Source organism: Microbacterium wangchenii, from assembly GCF_004564355.1.
Classification (GTDB): domain Bacteria; phylum Actinomycetota; class Actinomycetes; order Actinomycetales; family Microbacteriaceae; genus Microbacterium; species Microbacterium wangchenii.
Map to the genome: position 1 here is coordinate 2347285 of NZ_CP038266.1, position 17148 is coordinate 2364432.

The 17148-nt window shown below is 72.3% G+C and carries 16 protein-coding genes and 1 tRNA gene; 10 read left to right on the top strand and 7 right to left on the bottom strand.

Annotated elements, in window-relative coordinates; all coding sequences use genetic code 11:
• Positions 1–9 precede the first annotated feature (9 nt).
• The 3 genes from E4K62_RS11315 to E4K62_RS11325 are packed head-to-tail and all read left to right on the top strand — an operon-like array spanning position 10 to position 3101.
• Positions 10–702, top strand: a complete 693-nt coding sequence (locus E4K62_RS11315) for a phosphocholine cytidylyltransferase family protein (RefSeq protein WP_135067495.1) — start codon at positions 10–12, stop codon at positions 700–702.
• A 43-nt stretch (positions 703–745) separates the two neighbouring features.
• On the top strand, positions 746–1762 hold the full coding sequence (locus tag E4K62_RS11320; RefSeq protein WP_240742673.1) for a hypothetical protein: 1017 nt from the start codon (positions 746–748) through the stop codon (positions 1760–1762).
• Between the two features lie 7 nt (positions 1763–1769).
• The gene (locus E4K62_RS11325) at positions 1770–3101 is read left to right on the top strand and encodes a maltokinase N-terminal cap-like domain-containing protein (protein WP_135067497.1); all 1332 of its coding nucleotides are present in this window, start codon (positions 1770–1772) and stop codon (positions 3099–3101) included.
• On the opposite strand, the gene E4K62_RS11330 is transcribed toward E4K62_RS11325, so the two are convergent.
• The gene (locus E4K62_RS11330; protein ID WP_135067499.1) at positions 3102–4376 is read right to left on the bottom strand and encodes a CDP-glycerol glycerophosphotransferase family protein; all 1275 of its coding nucleotides are present in this window, start codon (positions 4374–4376) and stop codon (positions 3102–3104) included.
• A gap of 43 nt (positions 4377–4419) precedes the next feature.
• Here E4K62_RS11330 and E4K62_RS11335 point away from each other — a divergent pair, with 43 nt between their 5' ends.
• Entirely contained in the window at positions 4420–5514 is a 1095-nt protein-coding gene (locus E4K62_RS11335; protein WP_135067501.1) for a glycosyltransferase family 2 protein, read from the top strand.
• Between the two features lie 6 nt (positions 5515–5520).
• On the opposite strand, the gene E4K62_RS11340 is transcribed toward E4K62_RS11335, so the two are convergent.
• From E4K62_RS11340 to E4K62_RS11350, 3 genes are read right to left on the bottom strand one after another with little or no spacing between them, the layout of a single operon-like run.
• The gene (locus E4K62_RS11340; RefSeq protein ID WP_135067503.1) at positions 5521–6984 is read right to left on the bottom strand and encodes a CDP-glycerol glycerophosphotransferase family protein; all 1464 of its coding nucleotides are present in this window, start codon (positions 6982–6984) and stop codon (positions 5521–5523) included.
• Entirely contained in the window at positions 6981–8225 is a 1245-nt protein-coding gene (locus tag E4K62_RS11345) for a CDP-glycerol glycerophosphotransferase family protein (RefSeq protein WP_135067505.1), read from the bottom strand. Before E4K62_RS11345 ends, E4K62_RS11340 begins: the two co-directional genes overlap by 4 nt.
• Before the next feature lie 40 nt (positions 8226–8265).
• On the bottom strand, positions 8266–9720 hold the full coding sequence (locus tag E4K62_RS11350) for a trypsin-like peptidase domain-containing protein (RefSeq protein ID WP_135067507.1): 1455 nt from the start codon (positions 9718–9720) through the stop codon (positions 8266–8268).
• Positions 9721–9818: 98 nt separating this feature from the next.
• Here E4K62_RS11350 and E4K62_RS11355 point away from each other — a divergent pair, with 98 nt between their 5' ends.
• A complete protein-coding gene (locus E4K62_RS11355; protein ID WP_135067509.1) occupies positions 9819–11021 on the top strand; it encodes a pyridoxal phosphate-dependent aminotransferase in 1203 nt (400 codons plus the stop codon).
• Positions 11022–11030: 9 nt separating this feature from the next.
• Here the strand turns inward: E4K62_RS11355 and E4K62_RS11360 are convergent, their stop codons facing one another.
• Both E4K62_RS11360 and E4K62_RS11365 read right to left on the bottom strand, forming a co-directional pair.
• Positions 11031–11837 (bottom strand): carbon-nitrogen hydrolase family protein, encoded by an 807-nt coding sequence (locus E4K62_RS11360; RefSeq protein WP_135067512.1) that lies wholly within the window; start codon positions 11835–11837, stop codon positions 11031–11033.
• Positions 11834–12343: a DUF6328 family protein gene (locus tag E4K62_RS11365; RefSeq protein ID WP_135067514.1), complete on the bottom strand. Its 510-nt coding sequence runs from the start codon at positions 12341–12343 to the stop codon at positions 11834–11836. The genes E4K62_RS11360 and E4K62_RS11365 overlap by 4 nt, the downstream gene beginning before the upstream one ends.
• Before the next feature lie 88 nt (positions 12344–12431).
• On the opposite strand from E4K62_RS11365, the gene E4K62_RS11370 reads away from it, so the two are divergent.
• Positions 12432–12505 (top strand) — tRNA-Met (locus E4K62_RS11370).
• A gap of 70 nt (positions 12506–12575) precedes the next feature.
• On the opposite strand, the gene E4K62_RS11375 is transcribed toward E4K62_RS11370, so the two are convergent.
• A complete protein-coding gene (locus tag E4K62_RS11375) occupies positions 12576–13046 on the bottom strand; it encodes a MarR family winged helix-turn-helix transcriptional regulator (RefSeq protein WP_135067516.1) in 471 nt (156 codons plus the stop codon).
• 72 nt (positions 13047–13118) lie between these two features.
• Here E4K62_RS11375 and idi point away from each other — a divergent pair, with 72 nt between their 5' ends.
• From idi to crtI, 4 genes are read left to right on the top strand one after another with little or no spacing between them, the layout of a single operon-like run.
• A complete protein-coding gene (idi, locus tag E4K62_RS11380; RefSeq protein WP_135067518.1) occupies positions 13119–13670 on the top strand; it encodes an isopentenyl-diphosphate Delta-isomerase in 552 nt (183 codons plus the stop codon).
• Complete coding sequence (locus tag E4K62_RS11385; RefSeq protein WP_135067520.1) at positions 13667–14734, top strand: polyprenyl synthetase family protein; 1068 nt, start codon at positions 13667–13669, stop codon at positions 14732–14734. The genes idi and E4K62_RS11385 overlap by 4 nt, the downstream gene beginning before the upstream one ends.
• Entirely contained in the window at positions 14731–15600 is an 870-nt protein-coding gene (locus E4K62_RS11390; RefSeq protein ID WP_135067522.1) for a squalene/phytoene synthase family protein, read from the top strand. Before E4K62_RS11385 ends, E4K62_RS11390 begins: the two co-directional genes overlap by 4 nt.
• A complete protein-coding gene (gene crtI / locus E4K62_RS11395) occupies positions 15597–17147 on the top strand; it encodes a phytoene desaturase family protein (RefSeq protein WP_135067524.1) in 1551 nt (516 codons plus the stop codon). The genes E4K62_RS11390 and crtI overlap by 4 nt, the downstream gene beginning before the upstream one ends.
• Position 17148 lies beyond the last annotated feature (1 nt).

Sequence of the window (17148 nt, forward strand, 5' to 3'; positions counted from 1 at the left end):
GGAGCAACAGTGTCCCCTCAGATCGTCATCCTCGCCGCCGGCCTCGGTTCGCGGCTGGGCCGAAGCCTCCCCAAGCCCCTCACCGAGCTGGGTGACGGCCGCAGCATCATGCAGCAGCAGCACGACAACATCCACGCGGCCTTCGGCCCCGGCGCCCGCATCCTCACCGTCGTGGGTTACCGCGCCGAGACCATCGTCGACGCGTTCCCCGAGGCGGACTACGTCTACAACGAGCGCTACGACCAGACCAACACGTCCAAGAGCCTTCTGCGCGCCCTCGCCCAGACCGGAAAGGGCGGGGTGCTGTGGATGAACGGCGACGTCGTCTTCGACCCCCGCATCCTCGGGCGGGCGCTGCCCCTGATCGAGCGCGACCAGTCCTTCGTGACCGTCAACACGGCCAAGGTCAGCGACGAAGAGGTCAAGTACACCGTCGGCCCCGACGGCTTCATCAAGGAGCTGTCGAAGACCGTCGTCGGCGGCATCGGCGAAGCCGTGGGCATCAACTTCATCTCCGGACGCGACAAGAAGTCGTTCCAGCGTCAGCTCGCCCGCGTGGGTGACCAGGACTACTTCGAGCGCGGCCTGGAACTGGCCATCGCCGAAGACGGCCTGCGACTGGAGCCGATGGACATCTCCGACCTCTACGCCGTCGAGGTGGACTTCGCCGAAGACCTCGAGCGCGCGAACCTCTTCGTCTGAGCGCCCTGAGCACTCCCGCCACGACGTCGATCGGATCGCCCGGATGAGCGAGAAGGTGCACCGCATCCACTCGCTCCCGCAGGACGCGCCGTGGTCGGGCGGGCTCCCGCCCGTCGGCTCCGACGAGCACCCCCGCACCATCCGCGCGCTCGACCGCGTGCTGGCCATCCAGCGGCCCGTCGTGCTCGCGCACCTGCGGAGCATCCGGTTGCGTCATCCGAGCGCCACCCCCGCCGAGCTGGTGCGGATCCTCGAGCGTCGCTACCTCGCCGGAGTGACCGCGGGCGGCGCTGCAGTGGGCGCCACGGCCGTCGTCCCGGGAGTGGGCACAGGCGTCACCCTCGCCCTCAGCGGCGCGGAGACGGTGGGGTTCGTCGAAGCCACGACGCTGTTCGCCCAGTCGGTCGCCGAGGTGCACGGCATCGCCGTGTCCGATCCTGATCGCGCCCGCGCCCTCGTGCTCACGATGATGCTCGGCAAGGAGGGCGTCGATCTCCTCGCCCAGTTCGCCGGCGAAGTCACCGGCCGCGGGACCTCACGCGCGGGGTACTGGGGCGAGATGGTCACCAAGACGCTCCCTCGGGCTGCGGTCGGCCCCGTCGTCGACCGGCTCAAGTCCGTGTTCGTGCGGCAGTTCGCCGCGCGCGCAGGCGCCTCCTGGGTGGGCAAGGCCCTGCCTTTCGGGGTCGGCGCGGCCGTGGGCGGTGCGGGCAACAACATCCTCGGGCGGCGGGTGCTCGTCGGGTCCCGTCGCGCCTTCGGTGCGCCGCCGGTCCAGTGGCCGGCCGAACTGGAGCCTCGCCCCGGGGCGCGGCGCGCCGAAGCCGCCGCGGTCGTCGGTGCCCAGCGAGTCGGCGGGGCAGTCGCGGGCGTGGCCGGCAGTGCGGCCCGAGGCATCGCCTCGGCGGGCCGGTCGGTGGGCGGCGCCACGCGCCGCGCCGGCGGGGCCGCACGTCGCGCGCTGCCCGGACGCACCTCCCGCAGCACTGCGGACGCGGATGATGCGCCCGTCGAGGGCCCCGCAGGGATCGACGACTCCCCCGACGGCGGCGAACGATAGCTCCGCCATGGACAGCACACTGACGTGCCTGGGCGAATGGATGCCCCGCCAGCGGTGGTACGCCAACAAGGGCGCGGCGCCGGATCTGCGACTGGTCGCGGAGTGGGACCTCGGCGGCTCCCCGGACGCGCGGGTGCAGGTGCTGCTGGTGTGCGACAGCAGCGGAGGACGCCCCTCGCTCTACCAGATTCCGGTGGTGTGGCGATCCGAGGCCTCCCCCGCGGAGATCGGGCGCCCTCACGGCGCGGTGCTCGTGGACGGTACCGCCGACGCCGCCTTCCACGCCGTCCTCTACGCACTGGTCACGCGCGGTGGACGCTTCGGCGGCGCGGACGGACCGCTGTACGGGGAGCCATCGCCGCGGCATGTCCGCGGGTCGCACCATCCGCTCCCGGCCACCGTGCTCGAGGGCGAGCAATCCAACACCTCCCTCATCTTCCGCGGCGCCGGCCGCGCGCACCCGGTGATCTGCAAGGTCTTCCGGCAGGTGCACGCCGGGCTCAACCCCGACATCGAGCTGCAATCCGCTCTCTCCGAAGCCGGCGCCCGCTCGGTGCCGCCGGTGGTCGGTGCGGTGTCGGCCATGTGGCGCGCACCCGGCGACGAAGGCCACCTGGTGGCCGGGTCCCTCGCGTTCGCCCAGGAGTTCTTCCCGGGCGTGCAGGACGCGTGGCGCGTGGCGCTGCGGGCTGCCGAACAGGGCGCCGACTTCTCCGGACCGGCCGAGCGGCTCGGCGTGGCGGTCGCGGAGACCCACGCCGCCCTGGCCCGACTGTTCCCCACCCGCCCCGCCACCGCTGCAGACCTGGACAGGACGGCCGCACGCTGGCGGGCGCGGCTCCACGCCGCGCTGGAGGCCGTCCCTGAGCTCGAGGCCTTCGTCCCGGCGGTGGAGGGCACCTTCGCGCGCGCCCTCGCCGCGCCGTGGCCGCGGCTGCAACGGGTGCACGGCGATCTGCATCTCGGCCAGGTCATCGACGTGCCGGGGCGCGGATGGGTGCTGCTGGATTTCGAAGGCGAACCGCTGCGACCCATGTCCGAGCGGCACGCACCGGATTTCGCGGTGCGCGACGTCGCCGGGATGCTCCGCTCCTTCGCCTACGCCGCCGACTCCGTGCCGGCAGGATCCACGGGCGACCCGCACGCCTGGGCCGCCACGGCGCGCGCGGCGTTCCTGCGCGGGTACGCCGCATCCGGCGCGGCCGAGACGACGGACCCGCGCGTGCTGAGCGCGTTCGAGGTCGACAAAGCGCTCTACGAGACGGTGTACGAAGCCCGGAACCGCCCCGACTGGGTGCGCATACCGCTGGCCGCGGTGGAACGGATCGCCGCCGGCTGATCAGTCGTCGACGTCGGCTTCTTCGTCGCCGTCCCGGATGTCGTCCTGGGCCCCGGGGCGCGAGTGCCAGTGCTCCCACCGCTCCATGAGCGTCTCCACCGCCGCTTCGAACCGCGCCGACGCCGCCCCCGGCGTGGTGTCGCCGAAGTAGTACCGGACCCACTGCTGAAGACGAGCGACCGATTCCGGGTCGCGGAGCACGCGCTCGGCCCGCGCGACGATGTCAGGCGCCTCCGCCGCATCCAGCCACTCGCAGGCGGAGAGGTAGCCGTGGGTGTCCACGATCGCCTCCGGGTCGGTGGGGCGCGTGATCAGAAGGGGCTTGTCGGCGGCGAGACGGTCGTAGACCATCGCCGAGATGTCCACGACAGCGAGGTCGGCCGCAGCCAACTGCCAGCCCAGCTGCGGGCCGTCGTCGTACACGTGCTGGGCTGCCGGATCGGCCGTGTTCGCCGCGGCGAGGGCGGCGATGATGCGCTGGTTCGCCCGGCCGTACTCGGGATCCACGACCCCCGAGCGGGGGTGCGGACGGTAGATGACGCGGTGGCGCCCGCTGGCCAGCAGCGCGGAGACGAGCGCCTCGCCGTGGGTGCGGATCGATCCGTAGTGCGCCGAGGGGCGGTCGCCCTCCCACGTCGGCGCGTACAGCACGACCGTGCGGTCATCGGGCGAATAGGGCAGGACGCCGGAGTAGTGATCGGCCTGCGGGCGGCCGATCGAGAACGTGCGCGCGTCGAGGTCGTAGTCCCACAGCACCCGCGCCAGGCGATCGCGTGCGGCGTCGCCGGCGACGAACGCATAGTCGTACGCCTTGAACTGGTTGGTCGTCATGTACATCTTGTCGGACTCGCCGTGGTTGATGAACACGTGCCAGCGCCGGCCGTACCGGAACATCTGGAAGTTGCGGGTGTTCTGGTTCACGTAGAGCACGACGCGGATGTCCTGCCCGGCCACGAACTGCTCCAGGTCGCGCACCGAGGGCACGTAGGCCACCGGCAGGGCGCCGTCGGCCAGCAGCGCCCGCGTGCCGAACGCCGACCGGGCGAGCACGACCACGGGCCACCGCTGCGCGAGAGCGGCGAGCGGTTTGTACCACTGCCGCATCTGGTACATGTTCACCGCGCCATCGGCGAAGTACACCGCCACGCGGTAATGCTGGGGCGGATGCGGCGGCTGCGACTGGATCGCGCCGCGCACGGCTTTCACGGCTGCGCGGTTGGACAAGCCCTTGCGGAACAGGCCCCACGCGAGCTTGGCGTCGCCGATCAATCGCATCCTTCCAGCGTACCCACCGGCCCCACCATGACATGATCGTCGGATGCATGTCGCCGCGCCCGGACGCCGGGACGCCCCCGTGCCCGAGGAGGGATCCGGCGTCACCTTCGTCATGCCGGTCCTCAACGAGGAGCGGTACCTGCGTCGCGCCGTCGAGACCGTGCTGGCCCAGGACGTCCCCGGCCCGGTCGAGCTCGTCCTGGCCCTGGGCCCGTCCTCCGACGGCACGGACCGCATCGCGCGCGACCTCGCCGCGGAGGACCCCCGCATCCTGCTCGTGGACAACCCCGCCGCCGATATCCCGGTGGGCTTGAACCGCGCCATCCGCGCCGGTCGCTATCCCACGATCGTGCGCGTGGACGCCCACTCGGAGATCTCGCCCGACTACACCCGCCGTGCCCTCGCCACCCTCGCGCGCGTGCGGGCGGCCAACGTCGGCGGCGTCATGCACGCCGAAGGGCGGACCCCCTTCCAGCGCGCGGTCGCGCGGGCCTACAACTCGCCCATCGGCCTGGGCGGGGGCGCGTACCACGGCGGGACGGTGGAGGGCCCGGCCGAATCGGCGTACCTCGGGGTCATGCGACGCGCAGTCCTGGAGGAAGTCGGCCTGTTCGACGAATCCATCCGCCGCGGCGAGGACTGGGAGCTGAACCTGCGGATCCGCCGCGCCGGATACCGGGTGTGGTTCGATCCCGAGCTGTCCGTCGTGTACTGGCCGCGGGAGAGCTGGACGCGCCTGGTGCGGCAGTTCCGTGCCACCGGCGCATGGCGCGGCGAGCTGGTCCGGCGGTACGGGCGGGGCAACTCGCTGCGCTTCTTCGCTCCCCCCGCACTTGTGGTCGCCGTGGGCGTGAGCATTGCCGTGGGCCTGCTCCAGGTCACGCGCGTGGTCAGCGGTGTCTGGACGCTCATCGCCTCGATCGTGCACCTGCCGGTGGCCGTGTACGCGGCACTGATCGGGGCGGTCGCCGCCGGTCCCGGCGGAGGGAAGGGCTGGCGCGACAAGCTGTGGACGCTCGCGGTGCTGCCCACGATGCACCTGTCGTGGGGAGCCGGTTTTCTGGCGGGCCTGCTGCGGGGCGCGCACGACACGGTCGACACCTCACGGCTGGGCGACCGGAACACCCCGCTTCCCTGATCCCGGCTACTCCGGGCCGCGCACGAACCCCTGATCCAGGATCCGCGCCACCACGCGCTCGGCGGCCGATCCGTCGTCGCGCGCGTTGAACGTGCGCCGCCACCTCTCATACCGGTCGGCGTAGTCGGCGGGGTCGCCGTCGCGCAGGGCGGACACGAGGTCGGCCTGCGTCCGGACGACCGGGCCGGGGACGGCGTCTTCGAGGGTGAAGTAGAACCCGCGCAGTTCTCCCCGGTAGTGCTCCATGTCGGGCACGAGGAAGTACATCGGCTTGCCCGTGACCGAGAAGTCGAACATCACGGAGGAGTAGTCGGTGATGAGCGCGTCGACGGCCGTCAGCAGCAGCGAGGTGTCGGGGAAGCCGGTGACGTCGATCACCTGCGCGCCCACGGCGTCGCGCCCGGGCTGCAGCGTGCGCGAGTGCCCGCGCACGAGCACCACGGCGCCGGCCTGCTCGGCCAGAGCCGCGGGGTCGAGGAAATCGACGATCTCCTCCCGGTCGTCACGCCACGTGGGCGCGTACAGCAGGACGCGCGCATCCGGGGCGATCCCCAGCGCGCGGCGCGTGGCCGCGCCGTCGTCGGTGACCAGGACGTCGTTGCGGGGATACCCCTCGACCCAGATCGGCCGCCGGAAGAAGGCGTACGCCTTGCGCAGAATGCCCGCGGCGTACGGATTCTGAGCGAGCAGCACGTTCCAGCGGCGCGACTCCCGGAGAACCGCGAGCGCGCGGCGCGGATCGAACCCGGGCCGGTGCAGGGCGAGCCGCTTGACCGGCGTGCCGTGCCACGTCTGCAGCACGACCTGCCCGGGGCGCCGCGCGAATCGCCGCCGCATCCAGTCGTTGATGACGAGCAGGCGCGACGCGCCGCGTGCGCGCCACCATTCCGGCGTGCCCTCCACGACCGGCACGGCACCGTCGGGCACGTGCACGGAGAGATCCACGACGCTCCAGTACCGCGTGACGGCGGGAGCGCGGCGAGCGAGCTCGCGATCGATCGCGAGCGGATTGCAGCCGGCGTTGCGCCCGTAGAAGCTCTCGAAGAACACCGCGTTCTCCAAGTCCCCTCCCCCGGCGGCGTAGCGGCGCTCGAGCGCTTCCTGTCCTTCGCCGGAGTCGTACGCCGGATTCACCGGCGGACCGATCCGCACGTGCTCGCCGTCCCACGACGCCCGCAGCGTCCGCAGGAGGGTGACCGGCACGGCGTCGGCCGGCAGGCCCGTGTCGGTCGCCTCGCCCGGCTCGATCACGAGCGAATAATCGCCGGTGGGCAGGGGCAGCTCGGGGCCGCCCCATCGTGCGGCCTGCAGCGCGATGCTCGCGCGCCACGTGCGCCCCCGTCCACTCATCCGGCCCTCGGCGCGCGCGCGGCGGCCCACGAGAGCCACGGCGTGCGGGCGCGGCCCGGTGCCGGAAAGCTCCAGCGTCGCGACTCCGTCGTCGCGGACGAGGAAACGCACATCGGTCATGAGACTCCTCTCGGCGCGCCGAGAGCGGCGCGGATGGCGCGGTACACCCGTTCGGTGTTGCGCCCGTCACGGTAGGCGTGCATGTGTTCGCTCAGAGCGAACGAGCGGGCCGTGCGCTCGTCGGGATCGCGCAGCACGGCCTCCAGTTGCGCGCAGGCCTGCGTCCACGACGCCGCCCAGTCCTCTCCCGCGACGTCCGTGTAACGGCCGTACATGCCGCGACGGGCGCGGTACTCCGCCAGATCGGGGGCCAGGAACACCACCGGCAGCGGCACGAGGCCCGCGTCGAAGACGAGTGAGGAGTAGTCGGTGATGAGCACGTCCATTCCCGGAAGCAGCGGTGTCACGTCGGCCACGAGGTCGGACCCGAGGCTCCGCACGCGGTCCGTTCCCACCGGCGGGCGGTACTCCCCCGCACCCAGGGGGTGCGAGCGCACCAGCAGCACGGCGTCGCTGCGTTCGAGCACCTCGAGAAGCGTGCGCCATTCCTCCGGGGAGGGAACGGCGGGATCGGGCGCGCCGTCGCGCCACGTGGGCGCGTACAACACCACGCGCGTGTCGTCGGGGAGCGGACCGGCGACCCGGTCGATCGCGGCGCGCGCGCGGCGACGGCGTTCGTCCGCCGTGCCCCGCGACAGCACGTCCACGCGCGGCTCCCCGGTGACCGGGACGCGCTCGGCGGGGAGGCCGAACGCCGACTCCAGGCGCCCCCGCACGAGGTGGGACGCGGCGGGCAGGACGCGGATGCGCCGCGTGGCTCCGGCATACATCCGCCGCAGCATCCCGCGCACGATCCGGGAGTCGGGCAGGATGCCGCTGCGCAGCGTCTCGGCCGAATCCAGGCCGATGCGCTTGAGCGGGATGCCGTGCCACAACTGGACGAGAACCGCGCCGGCCACCGCATAGCGGTTGACGTCGCCGAAACCGTGCGTGACGACCACGACGCGCGCGCGGGCGGTGCGCCAGAAGCCGCGCAGACCCGTCTTGCGCACGTGCGGGATACCGCGGCGCCCGGCCTCGCGCGCCTCCTCCGCGGTCCCGGTGAGCCACACCGCCCGTTCACCACGGGCGGTGGCCTCCTCCCACAGCGCGAGCGCGCCGTCGGCGATGCCCACGGCGCATCCGAAGACCCACTGGTCGCGCGAGCGCGGGATGAGCCGGGTGAGGAGCCCTCCGGCGGCGTACAGCGGGATGCTGAGGAGCTTCCGCGCATTCCCCGCGCCGAACGAGAAGGACGCCACCCCGCGAGCCTATCGCGGGGTGGCGTCCGTTCCGTTGCGCTTACGCGCCGAGCTCTCCCAGTGTCACGTCGGCGGTGCGGGTCTCCCCGTCGCGCACGTACGTGAGGGTCGCGTCGGCTCCGGCGGCGAGGGCACGCACCTGCGCCGTGAGGTCGATCGACGTCGTGATGGGCTTGCCGTCCACGGCCGTGACGATGTCACCCTCCTGCAGCCCCGCCTCGTCGGCGGCGCCGCCGGGGGTCACCTCCGCGATGTAGGCACCGGCGATCTCGGTGCCCTCCACTGCCGAGGCGGGCTGAACAGTGGCGCCCAGCAGGCCGTGCGTGGCCGAGCCGGTCTCGATGATCTCGTCGGCGACGCGCTCGGCGATGTCGGACGGGATCGCGAAGCCGACCCCGATGTTGCCGGCCTGGCCGGACGCGCCGCCGGCCGAGGCGATCGCGACGTTGATGCCGATGAGGCGTCCCTCGGAGTCCACGAGCGCGCCACCGGAGTTGCCGGGGTTGATGGCCGCGTCGGTCTGGATGACGGCGATGCTGATGGTCTCGTTCGACCCGGTCTGCTGCTGGCCCTGCCCGAAGTCGAAGAAGAACGGGCCTTCCTGGCCGGGCGCGGGCTCCCCGCCGTCTTCGCTCTCCGCGTCGTCGGGCACGGCGGCCGAGGCGACCGAGATGGAACGCTCGAGGGCGCTGATGATTCCGGTGGTCACGGTGTTCGACAACCCCAGGGGCGCGCCCACCGCGACGGCCACGTCGCCGACGTTGAGCTTGTCGGAGTCGGCGAACTCGATCGGCGTGAGGCCCTCGGCGTCCTGCAGCTGGATGACGGCGAGGTCGTAGATCGGGTCCACTCCGACGATCTCGGCGTCGTACACGCGGCCATCGGACGTCGTGGCGGTGATGACCGGGTCGGCGGACTGCCCGTCGAGGGTCACGACGTGCGTGTTGGTGACGACGTGACCCTCGTCGTCCAGGATGACGCCGGAGCCGGTGCCGCCGCCGTCACCGCTGGTCGCGCTGATGGTCACGACGCTCGGGACCACCTTCGCCGCGATGGCGGTGGTCAAGGTGGCGTCGTCGGGGTCGTTGATCGTGATGGACTCGGGTCCGGCGACGGGCGTCGATTCGGACTCGCCGCCCCACAGGGCAGCGCCCGCGTAGCCGCCGCCGAGACCTGCCGCGCCGCCGACGAGGGCCGCCGCCACGATGAGCCCGACGACCTTGCCCGCGCCGGACTTCTTCCGCGGCTCCTCCGGCGCGTCCGGGGACAGCGGCGTGGTGGGCTGGGTGGTCTGAGCGGCGGGCCGGCCTGCGTAGGGGGGCTGCGGCGCGCCGTAAACCTGCGGGGGACGGGCGTAGGGGCCCTGGGGGTTCTGCGCCGTGGGCGCGGTCCATCCGGCCGGTGCCTGCGGGGCGGCCTGCGGCGGGACGGGGCCCGGGTGCGGCGGTGCAGCCGGGACGTTCTCTTCGGGACGGTTGCCCTGGTTCTCGCTCATGGGATGCTCCTTCTGCCAAGCACTTTCAGCGTGGCTCCGGTTGCTGTGGTTTTCCTATGCCGCGACCGGGATCAGACTATGCGACTAGCGTGAGGCGGATGCGAGAGATTCCGGGCGCCTGGCGGCGAGCCGCCGAAGGCGCCGGCCTGCGGACACCGGACGGAACGACCGTCCCCACCATCTTCGCCGAGATGAGCGCGCTGGCGGCGCAAACCGGGGCAATCAACCTGGGACAGGGCTTCCCCGACGAGGACGGTCCTGCCCAGATCCTCGAGGCCGCCCGCGAGGCGATCGCCCGGGGCGTCAATCAGTACCCTCCGGGGCGCGGCTTCCCGGATCTGCGCCTCGCGATCGCGGAGCACCAGCAGCGGTTCTACGGCCTGCGCCCCGACCCCGAGCGCGACGTGCTCGTCACCGCCGGCGCGACCGAGGCGCTCGCGGCCACGCTCCTCGGCCTCGTGGACGGCCCCGGCGACGAGGTCGTGGTCTTCGAGCCGTTCTATGACTCCTACGCCGCGTGCGTCGCCCTCGCGGGCGCCCGGCTGGTCCCGGTGCCCTTGCGGTGGCCGGATTTCCAGCCCGACCTCGACGAACTCGCGGCGGCGGTGACCGATCGCACGCGCGTCATCCTGGTCAACGATCCGCACAACCCGACCGGATCGGTCTTCTCGCGCGAGGTCCTCGAGCGCATCGTCGAACTCGCCGAGCGCCACGACGCCGTGATCGTGACCGACGAGGTGTACGAGCATCTCGTCTTCTCCGGCCCGCACGTGCCCATCGCGACGCTTCCGGGCGCGTGGGAGCGGACGGTGTCGATCTCTTCGGCGGGCAAGACGTTCTCCGTCACGGGCTGGAAGATCGGATGGGTCACCGGTCCCGCCCCGCTGGTGTCCGCGGTGCTGGCGGTCAAGCAGTTCCTGACCTACGTCAACGGCAGTCCCTTCCAGCCCGCCATCGCCACGGGGCTGCGCCTGTCGGACGACTTCTTCCGGGGCATCGCGCAGTCCCTGCGCGCCAAGCGGGATCTGCTGGGAGACGGACTGCGCGCGGCCGGTTTCGGCGTGACCGAGCCCGCCGGGTCGTACTTCACGGTGGCCGACGCCGAGCCCGTGGGAGCAGCGGATGCGGCGGAGTTCTGTCGCACGCTGCCGGAACGGGCGGGCGTGGTGGCCGTCCCGCTGCCGGCTTTCGCCACCGCGCCGCATCGCGACCGCTACCGCACGCTCGTGCGCTTCGCGGCGTGCAAGCGCGTGGAGGTGCTCCAGGACGCCGCATCCCAGCTGGCGGCGCTGCGCGCGTGACGGCGAGCGTCAGACCGGCACGACGCGGAACCGCCGCAGCTTCAGCGCCGGATTGACACGGCGCACGCGCCCGATCGCGTCGCGGTCGAGATGCGCGACGGCGACATCCGTGCCCGTCCCCACGCCGGCGATCACGACGCCCTGCGGGTCGACCACGAGGGAGTTGCCCACCCCGAGCGGCGGCGGGTGATCGGCGGCGGCCACGAAGAAGGTGTTCTCGATCGCCCGCGCCTGCAGGAGCGTGCGCCAGTGATGCTCCTTCAGCGGGCCGCGCACCCAATCGGCGGCCGTGAGCACCACGTCGGCGCCGGCGTCGGCGAGCACGCGGGAGACCTCGGGGAATCGCAGGTCGTAGCAGGTCATGAGGGCGAACCTCATCCCGTCCACGACGAACGTCTCCGGGTCGGTGATCTCCCCCGGCTGCACCCAGTCCGATTCCCGCTGCCCGAAGGCGTCGTACAGGTGCAGTTTGCGGTAGGTGGCCAGCACGCCGGTGCCGTCGACGGCCACGACGGTGTTGCGCACACGTGCGCCGTCATCCGCCCGCTCCAGGAGCCCGGCCGCGATGGTGAGGCCGTGGGTCCGGGCCAGCCCGACGAGGGCCGAGACGAACGGTCCGTCCACGGTCTCGGCGTTGTCGGCGAGGGAGGCGTCGAAGGGATCGATGAAGTAGCTGGAGTACTCGGGGAAGAGCACCACACGCGCCCCGCGCGCGGCCGCACGCCCCGCGAGGGTGCCGATGGCCTCCAGGTTCGACGCGACGGATGCGGCGGGGGCGAACTGTGCGACGGCGAGGCCGATCGATTCTGCACTCATGCGTCTCCTCCCGTGTGCCGGACGCGGATGGTCACGGGCATCACCACCCACAGTACGAGGATGAGCGCCGCCAGCGAACCCGCAGCCACCGCGGCGAGGGGCCACCCCACCACCACGTCGAAGACGAACGCCACGACGCCGGCCAGCAGGAGCGACACCGTCAGCAGCGCCGACAGCAGCGCCACGTGCCCGTACCGCACGACGGAACCCTTCGCGCGCTGGCGGAAGAGCACGCGATGCAGGGCGACGGGGGCGAGGGCGACGATGGCGCTGACCGCCGAGATGACCACGAGCGCCAGGTAGAACGCGCGCTGCCCGTCGTCCAGGTCGGCGAAGGCGGGCTGGAAGGCGAGGGCCAGCAGGAACCCGGTCAGGATCTGCGTGCCCGTCTGCAGGACGCGCAGCTCCTGCAGCACCTCGTTCCAATTGCGGTCGGCGCGCTCGGCGGCCGTCTCGTCACGACCGTCGGAGGTGTCGTTACGCGGCTGCGCCGGGTCGGTGTGCATTCGGGCATCTTGGCGAGGCGCCCGGATGATGGCAACCCCCTGGCTGGCGTGAAGTGGTCGTCGGGGCGTGCTAAGCTGAATCTCGTGCCGCGGGGTGGAGCAGTTCGGTAGCTCGCTGGGCTCATAACCCAGAGGTCGCAGGTTCAAATCCTGTCCCCGCAACGAAAAAGAGAAAAGGCGCCCCGCACGGGGCGCCTTTTCTCGTTCCAGGATGATCCACCGCCGACGCGGCTCAGCGCGGGTCGACCGCCTCGGCCAGTTCGCCCAGGAACCGGGCGATCACGCCGAGCTCCTCGTCGGTGTACTCCTCCGCGACGGCGGTCATCGAGGCCAGGTGCGCTCCGAAATGCGTGAAGAACTCGCGCCTCGTGCGGTCGGTCAGCACCACCACGCGCGCACGCCGGTCGTGCGGATGCGGACGACGCTCGAGGTGCCCCGTCGCCGACAGCCGATCGAGCAGCTTCGTGGTGGACGCCGTCGAGATGCGCAGATGGCGCGCGACGTCGTGCGGACTCACCGTCTCCCCGCGCTGCTCCCGGACGATCAGCATCCGGAGGGCGGCCAGGTCGGTGTTGTTCATGTCCATGTCGCCCTTCATGCCGCTGTGCATGCGGTCCATGGCGTCGCTGAACGCACGCACGGCGAACAGCGTCTCGGTGATCGACTCCCGTCTTGTGCCGGGGGCCGAAGCGGCGTATGACATGTGGACACCTCCTCCCTCACCTATGTATAGTCGACCACAATCGCTAGCTAAACTAGCAAATAGGAGGCGCTAATGATCGAGACCGAGTACGTCGTCCTTCTCGATGATGACGGCCGCGAGATCGGAACGGCGCCCAAGAGCAGCGTGCACGGTACGGATACCGCCCTTCATCTGGCATTCTCCTGTCATGTGGTCAACGACGCGGGGCAGGTTCTCGTGACCCGCCGGGCCCTGGGCAAGACCGCATGGCCGGGAGTGTGGAGCAACTCGTTCTGCGGACACCCCCGTCCTGCTGAGCCCGTGATCTCCGCGGTCCGGCGGCGGGCGTCGCATGAACTGGGGCTGACGCTGGACGACATCGAACTCGCCCTCCCGCTCTTCCGCTACCGGGCGACCGACGCGAACGGCATCGTCGAGCACGAGATCTGCCCGGTGTACACCGCGCGTACGACGGACGACCCCGAACTCAACCCGCTCGAGGTCGTCGATGCCGAATGGGTCGACCCCGCCGATCTGGCCACCGCTCTGAGTGCCACGCCGTGGGCCTTCAGCCCGTGGCTGGTGCTGCAGGCCGAGCAGCTGCGCCTGTTCGGTGCGCCACGTGAACGGCGCCGCGCCTCATGATCACCCTCGCCTCGGCCCCGGCCACGCGTGAGGCGATCGACACGGCCATCGATGCGGCGCTGCAGCGTCTGCGGACCCGTATGACGCCGATGAACGGCTCGGCAGACGCGCTGGGCGCTGCCATCCAGCGCGCCGCCGGCGGGGGCAAGCGCTTCCGCCCGACGCTCGTGGTGGCCGCGTACGAGACCCTGGGTGCTCGTCGCGATCCGTCGGCGGTGTACTCCGTGGCGGCGGCGTTCGAGCTGCTGCACTCCGCGTTCGTCGTCCACGACGACGTCATCGACCACGACACGCACCGTCGCGGCGTGCTGAACATCGGCGGCGAGTTCCGCGAGCGCGCGCGCGTGCGAGGGGCGGATGCGTCGGGGGCCGCGCTGCTCGGTGACGCCGCCGGCATCCTGGCCGGCGATCTCCTCCTGCACGAGGCCGTCCGCCTCGTCGCCCTCGCCGACGTCGCCCCCGACGTGCGAGCCGATCTCCTGGCCCTGCTGGAGGACGCCGTGGTCATCTCGGCCGTCGGGGAGCTCGCCGACGTGGAGAACGCCGTCGTCTCGGACTCCGTCGTCGCCGCCGAGGCCATCCTGCTGGCCACCGCCAACAAGACGGCGGTCTATTCGTTCTCGGCCCCACTGGAGGCCGGTGCCGTCCTGGCCGGCGCGCGGCCGGAAGTCCGCCTCGCCCTCCGCTCCTTCGGTCACCGCCTGGGTCTGGCCTACCAGCTCGTGGACGACCTCATCGGCGCCTTCGGGCCGGCCGAGCTCGCCGGCAAGGCCGCCGGCGGCGACCTCCGCGAGGCCAAGCGCACACCGCTGATCGCGCTGGCCCGCGAGAGCGAGCAGTGGCCGCAGGTCAGCGATGCGCTGGCCCAGGCCCACACCGGCCCCGTGGCCGTCCGCGCCGCGCAGCGAGCCCTCGCGGCATCCGGTGCGCGACAGCGCATGGAGCTCCTCGTCGGCGAGACCCTCGACGAGGCGTGCGGACTCGTGGACGGCTCCGTCCTGCCCGAGGCGGGCCGCGTGATGCTGCTCGACCTCGTCGAGGCCGTCCGGGAGCGCGTCCCGTGAGCCACGCCCCCACCGGTCTCGCCCTCTACGACCGCACCGCGCAGGATGCCGCCGCCGCCGTCATCGCCGGCTACTCGACGTCGTTCGCCCTGGCGTGCCGCCTGCTCGGCTCCCGCCCGCGGCCGCACGTGCGCAACGTGTACGCGCTCGTGCGGGTGGCCGACGAGGTGGTCGACGGCCCCGCCGCCGACGCGGGTCTCAGCCCGGCGAGCGAGCGCGAGGTGCTCGACGGCCTCGAACGGGAGACCCTGGCGGCCATCGAGCGCGGCTTCAGCGCGAATCTCGTCGTCCATGCCTTCGCCCGCACCGCCCGCGAGTGCGGGATCGGAGCGGACCTGGTCGCGCCCTTCTTCGCGTCGATGCGCACCGACATCGACACCACGGCGCACGACGCGGGGTCGCACGACGCCTACGTGTACGGCTCCGCGGAGGTCGTCGGCCTGATGTGCCTGCAGGTGTTCCTCAACGCCGGCTCCGCCCGCCCCTCCCCCGCACCCGGCGAGCTCGTGGACGGCGCCCGGCGCCTGGGAGCGGCGTTCCAGGACGTCAACTTCCTGCGCGACCTCGACGACGATGCCGGCAGGCTCGGGCGCGACTACCTCGCGGGTGCGGCCGCCGGCGCGCGACGCGTCGCCGTGCTCGACCGCATCGACGCCGACCTCGCCGCGGCGGCCGCCGTGATCCCTCGCCTGCCGAGCGATTGCCGCCGGGCGGTGAGCGCCGCTCACGACCTCTTCGCCGAGCTGTCGCGGCGCCTCCGCCGGTCTCCGGAGGGCGCCGGGCGGGTCCGCGTCCCCGACGCCGTGAAGGCCGCCCTCGCACTGCGGGCCGCCGCGACGGCACGGCCCAGGGAGGTCCGCCGATGACCCGCACCGTGATCGTGGGCGGCGGCATCGCGGGCCTGGCCACCGCGGCGCTGCTCGCCGCTGAAGGCCATGACGTCACCGTCTGCGAGGAGCTGAACGAGGTCGGCGGCCGGGCCGGGTCGTGGGAGCGCGACGGCTTCCGCTTCGACACCGGCCCCAGCTGGTACCTCATGCCCGAGGTGTTCGACCACTTCTTCGCGCTGCTGGGCACGAGCGCGGCCGAGCAGCTGGACCTCGTGCCGCTGAAGCCCGCCTACCGCGTGTTCGGCCCGCAGGGCACCGACCCGCTGGATGTGGTCTCGGGCCGCGCGGAGGCCACGGCCCTGTTCGAGTCGATCGAGCCGGGGGCCGGTGCACGGCTAGACACCTACCTCGAGTCCGCCGCCGACGCGTACGAGCTCTCCGTGACGCGCTTCCTCTACGACCCGTACACGACGACCGCAGGCCTGCGGGATCCCGCTCTGCTGCGCCGTCTCCCGCGGCTGCTGCCGCTGCTCACCCGCACGCTGGCCGACCACGTCGAGGCGCGCTTCACCGACACGCGCCTGCGGCAGATCCTCGAGTACCCCGCGGTGTTCCTGGGCGGATCGCCCTACGGCGTGCCGAGCCTGTACCACCTGATGAGCCACCTGGACATGAACGACGGCGTCCTGTACCCGCGCGGGGGCTTCACGGAGGTGATCGCCGCGATCGCACGGCTCGCCCGCGAGCGCGGAGCCGACGTGCGCACCGGCGCCCCCGTCGAGGAGATCCTCGTCTCCGACGGGGCGACCCGCGGCGTGCGGCTGCGCGGCGGCGAGATCGTCCCGGCCGACGTGGTGGTCTCCACCGCCGATCTACACCACACCGAGACGCAGCTGCTGACGCAGGCCTCGGACCGCACGTATCCGGAGAAGTGGTGGGAGCGGCGCACCCCGAGTCCGGGCGCCCTGCTCGTGCTGCTCGGGGTGCGCGGGGGCCTGCCGCAGCTCGCCCACCACTCGCTGCTGTTCGCCCCGAAGTGGCGGGAGAACTTCGAGTCGATCTTCGGCCCGGATGCGCGCATCCCCTCGCCGGCGTCGCTGTACGTGTGCCGACCCAGCGCGACCGATGACACCGTGGCGCCGGAGGGGTACGAGAACGTGTTCGTGCTCGTCCCGATGCCCGCCGACCCGAGCCTCGGACGCGGCGGCGTGGACGGTGCCGGCGACGCCGCGATCGAAGCCGCCGCCGACGAGGTCATCGGCCAGATCGCGCAGTGGTGCGACATCCCCGATCTCGCCGATCGCATCGTCGTACGCCGCACGATCGCGCCCGGCGACTTCGCCGCCGACCTGCACTCGTGGCGCGGCAACGCCCTGGGACTCGCGCACACGCTGCGCCAGAGCGCCGTGTTCCGCCCGCGCAACGCGTCCCGGCGCGTGCGCGACCTCTACTACGCGGGCACGTCCGCGCTGCCGGGCATCGGCCTGCCGATGTGCCTCATCTCCGCCGAGCTCGTCCTGAAGCGGCTCCGCGGCGACGCCTCACCGGGGCCGGTCGCCGAGCCCGCGCGCGCGGCGGTGTGAC

Bases quoted from the DNA above. Each gene is read 5' to 3' on its own strand.
- E4K62_RS11335 (WP_135067501.1), top strand. From the start codon at position 4,420: ATGCATGTCGCCGCGCCCGGACGCCGGGACGCCCCCGTGCCCGAGGAG.
- E4K62_RS11320 (WP_240742673.1), top strand. From the start codon at position 746: ATGAGCGAGAAGGTGCACCGCATCCACTCGCTCCCGCAGGACGCGCCG.
- E4K62_RS11385 (WP_135067520.1), top strand. From the start codon at position 13,667: ATGATCACCCTCGCCTCGGCCCCGGCCACGCGTGAGGCGATCGACACG.
- E4K62_RS11375 (WP_135067516.1), bottom strand. From the start codon at position 13,046: ATGTCATACGCCGCTTCGGCCCCCGGCACAAGACGGGAGTCGATCACC.
- E4K62_RS11350 (WP_135067507.1), bottom strand. From the start codon at position 9,720: ATGAGCGAGAACCAGGGCAACCGTCCCGAAGAGAACGTCCCGGCTGCA.
- E4K62_RS11330 (WP_135067499.1), bottom strand. From the start codon at position 4,376: ATGCGATTGATCGGCGACGCCAAGCTCGCGTGGGGCCTGTTCCGCAAG.
- E4K62_RS11365 (WP_135067514.1), bottom strand. From the start codon at position 12,343: ATGCACACCGACCCGGCGCAGCCGCGTAACGACACCTCCGACGGTCGT.
- crtI (WP_135067524.1), top strand. From the start codon at position 15,597: ATGACCCGCACCGTGATCGTGGGCGGCGGCATCGCGGGCCTGGCCACC.
- E4K62_RS11340 (WP_135067503.1), bottom strand. From the start codon at position 6,984: ATGACCGATGTGCGTTTCCTCGTCCGCGACGACGGAGTCGCGACGCTG.
- E4K62_RS11355 (WP_135067509.1), top strand. From the start codon at position 9,819: ATGCGAGAGATTCCGGGCGCCTGGCGGCGAGCCGCCGAAGGCGCCGGC.
- E4K62_RS11325 (WP_135067497.1), top strand. From the start codon at position 1,770: ATGGACAGCACACTGACGTGCCTGGGCGAATGGATGCCCCGCCAGCGG.
- idi (WP_135067518.1), top strand. From the start codon at position 13,119: ATGATCGAGACCGAGTACGTCGTCCTTCTCGATGATGACGGCCGCGAG.
- E4K62_RS11360 (WP_135067512.1), bottom strand. From the start codon at position 11,837: ATGAGTGCAGAATCGATCGGCCTCGCCGTCGCACAGTTCGCCCCCGCC.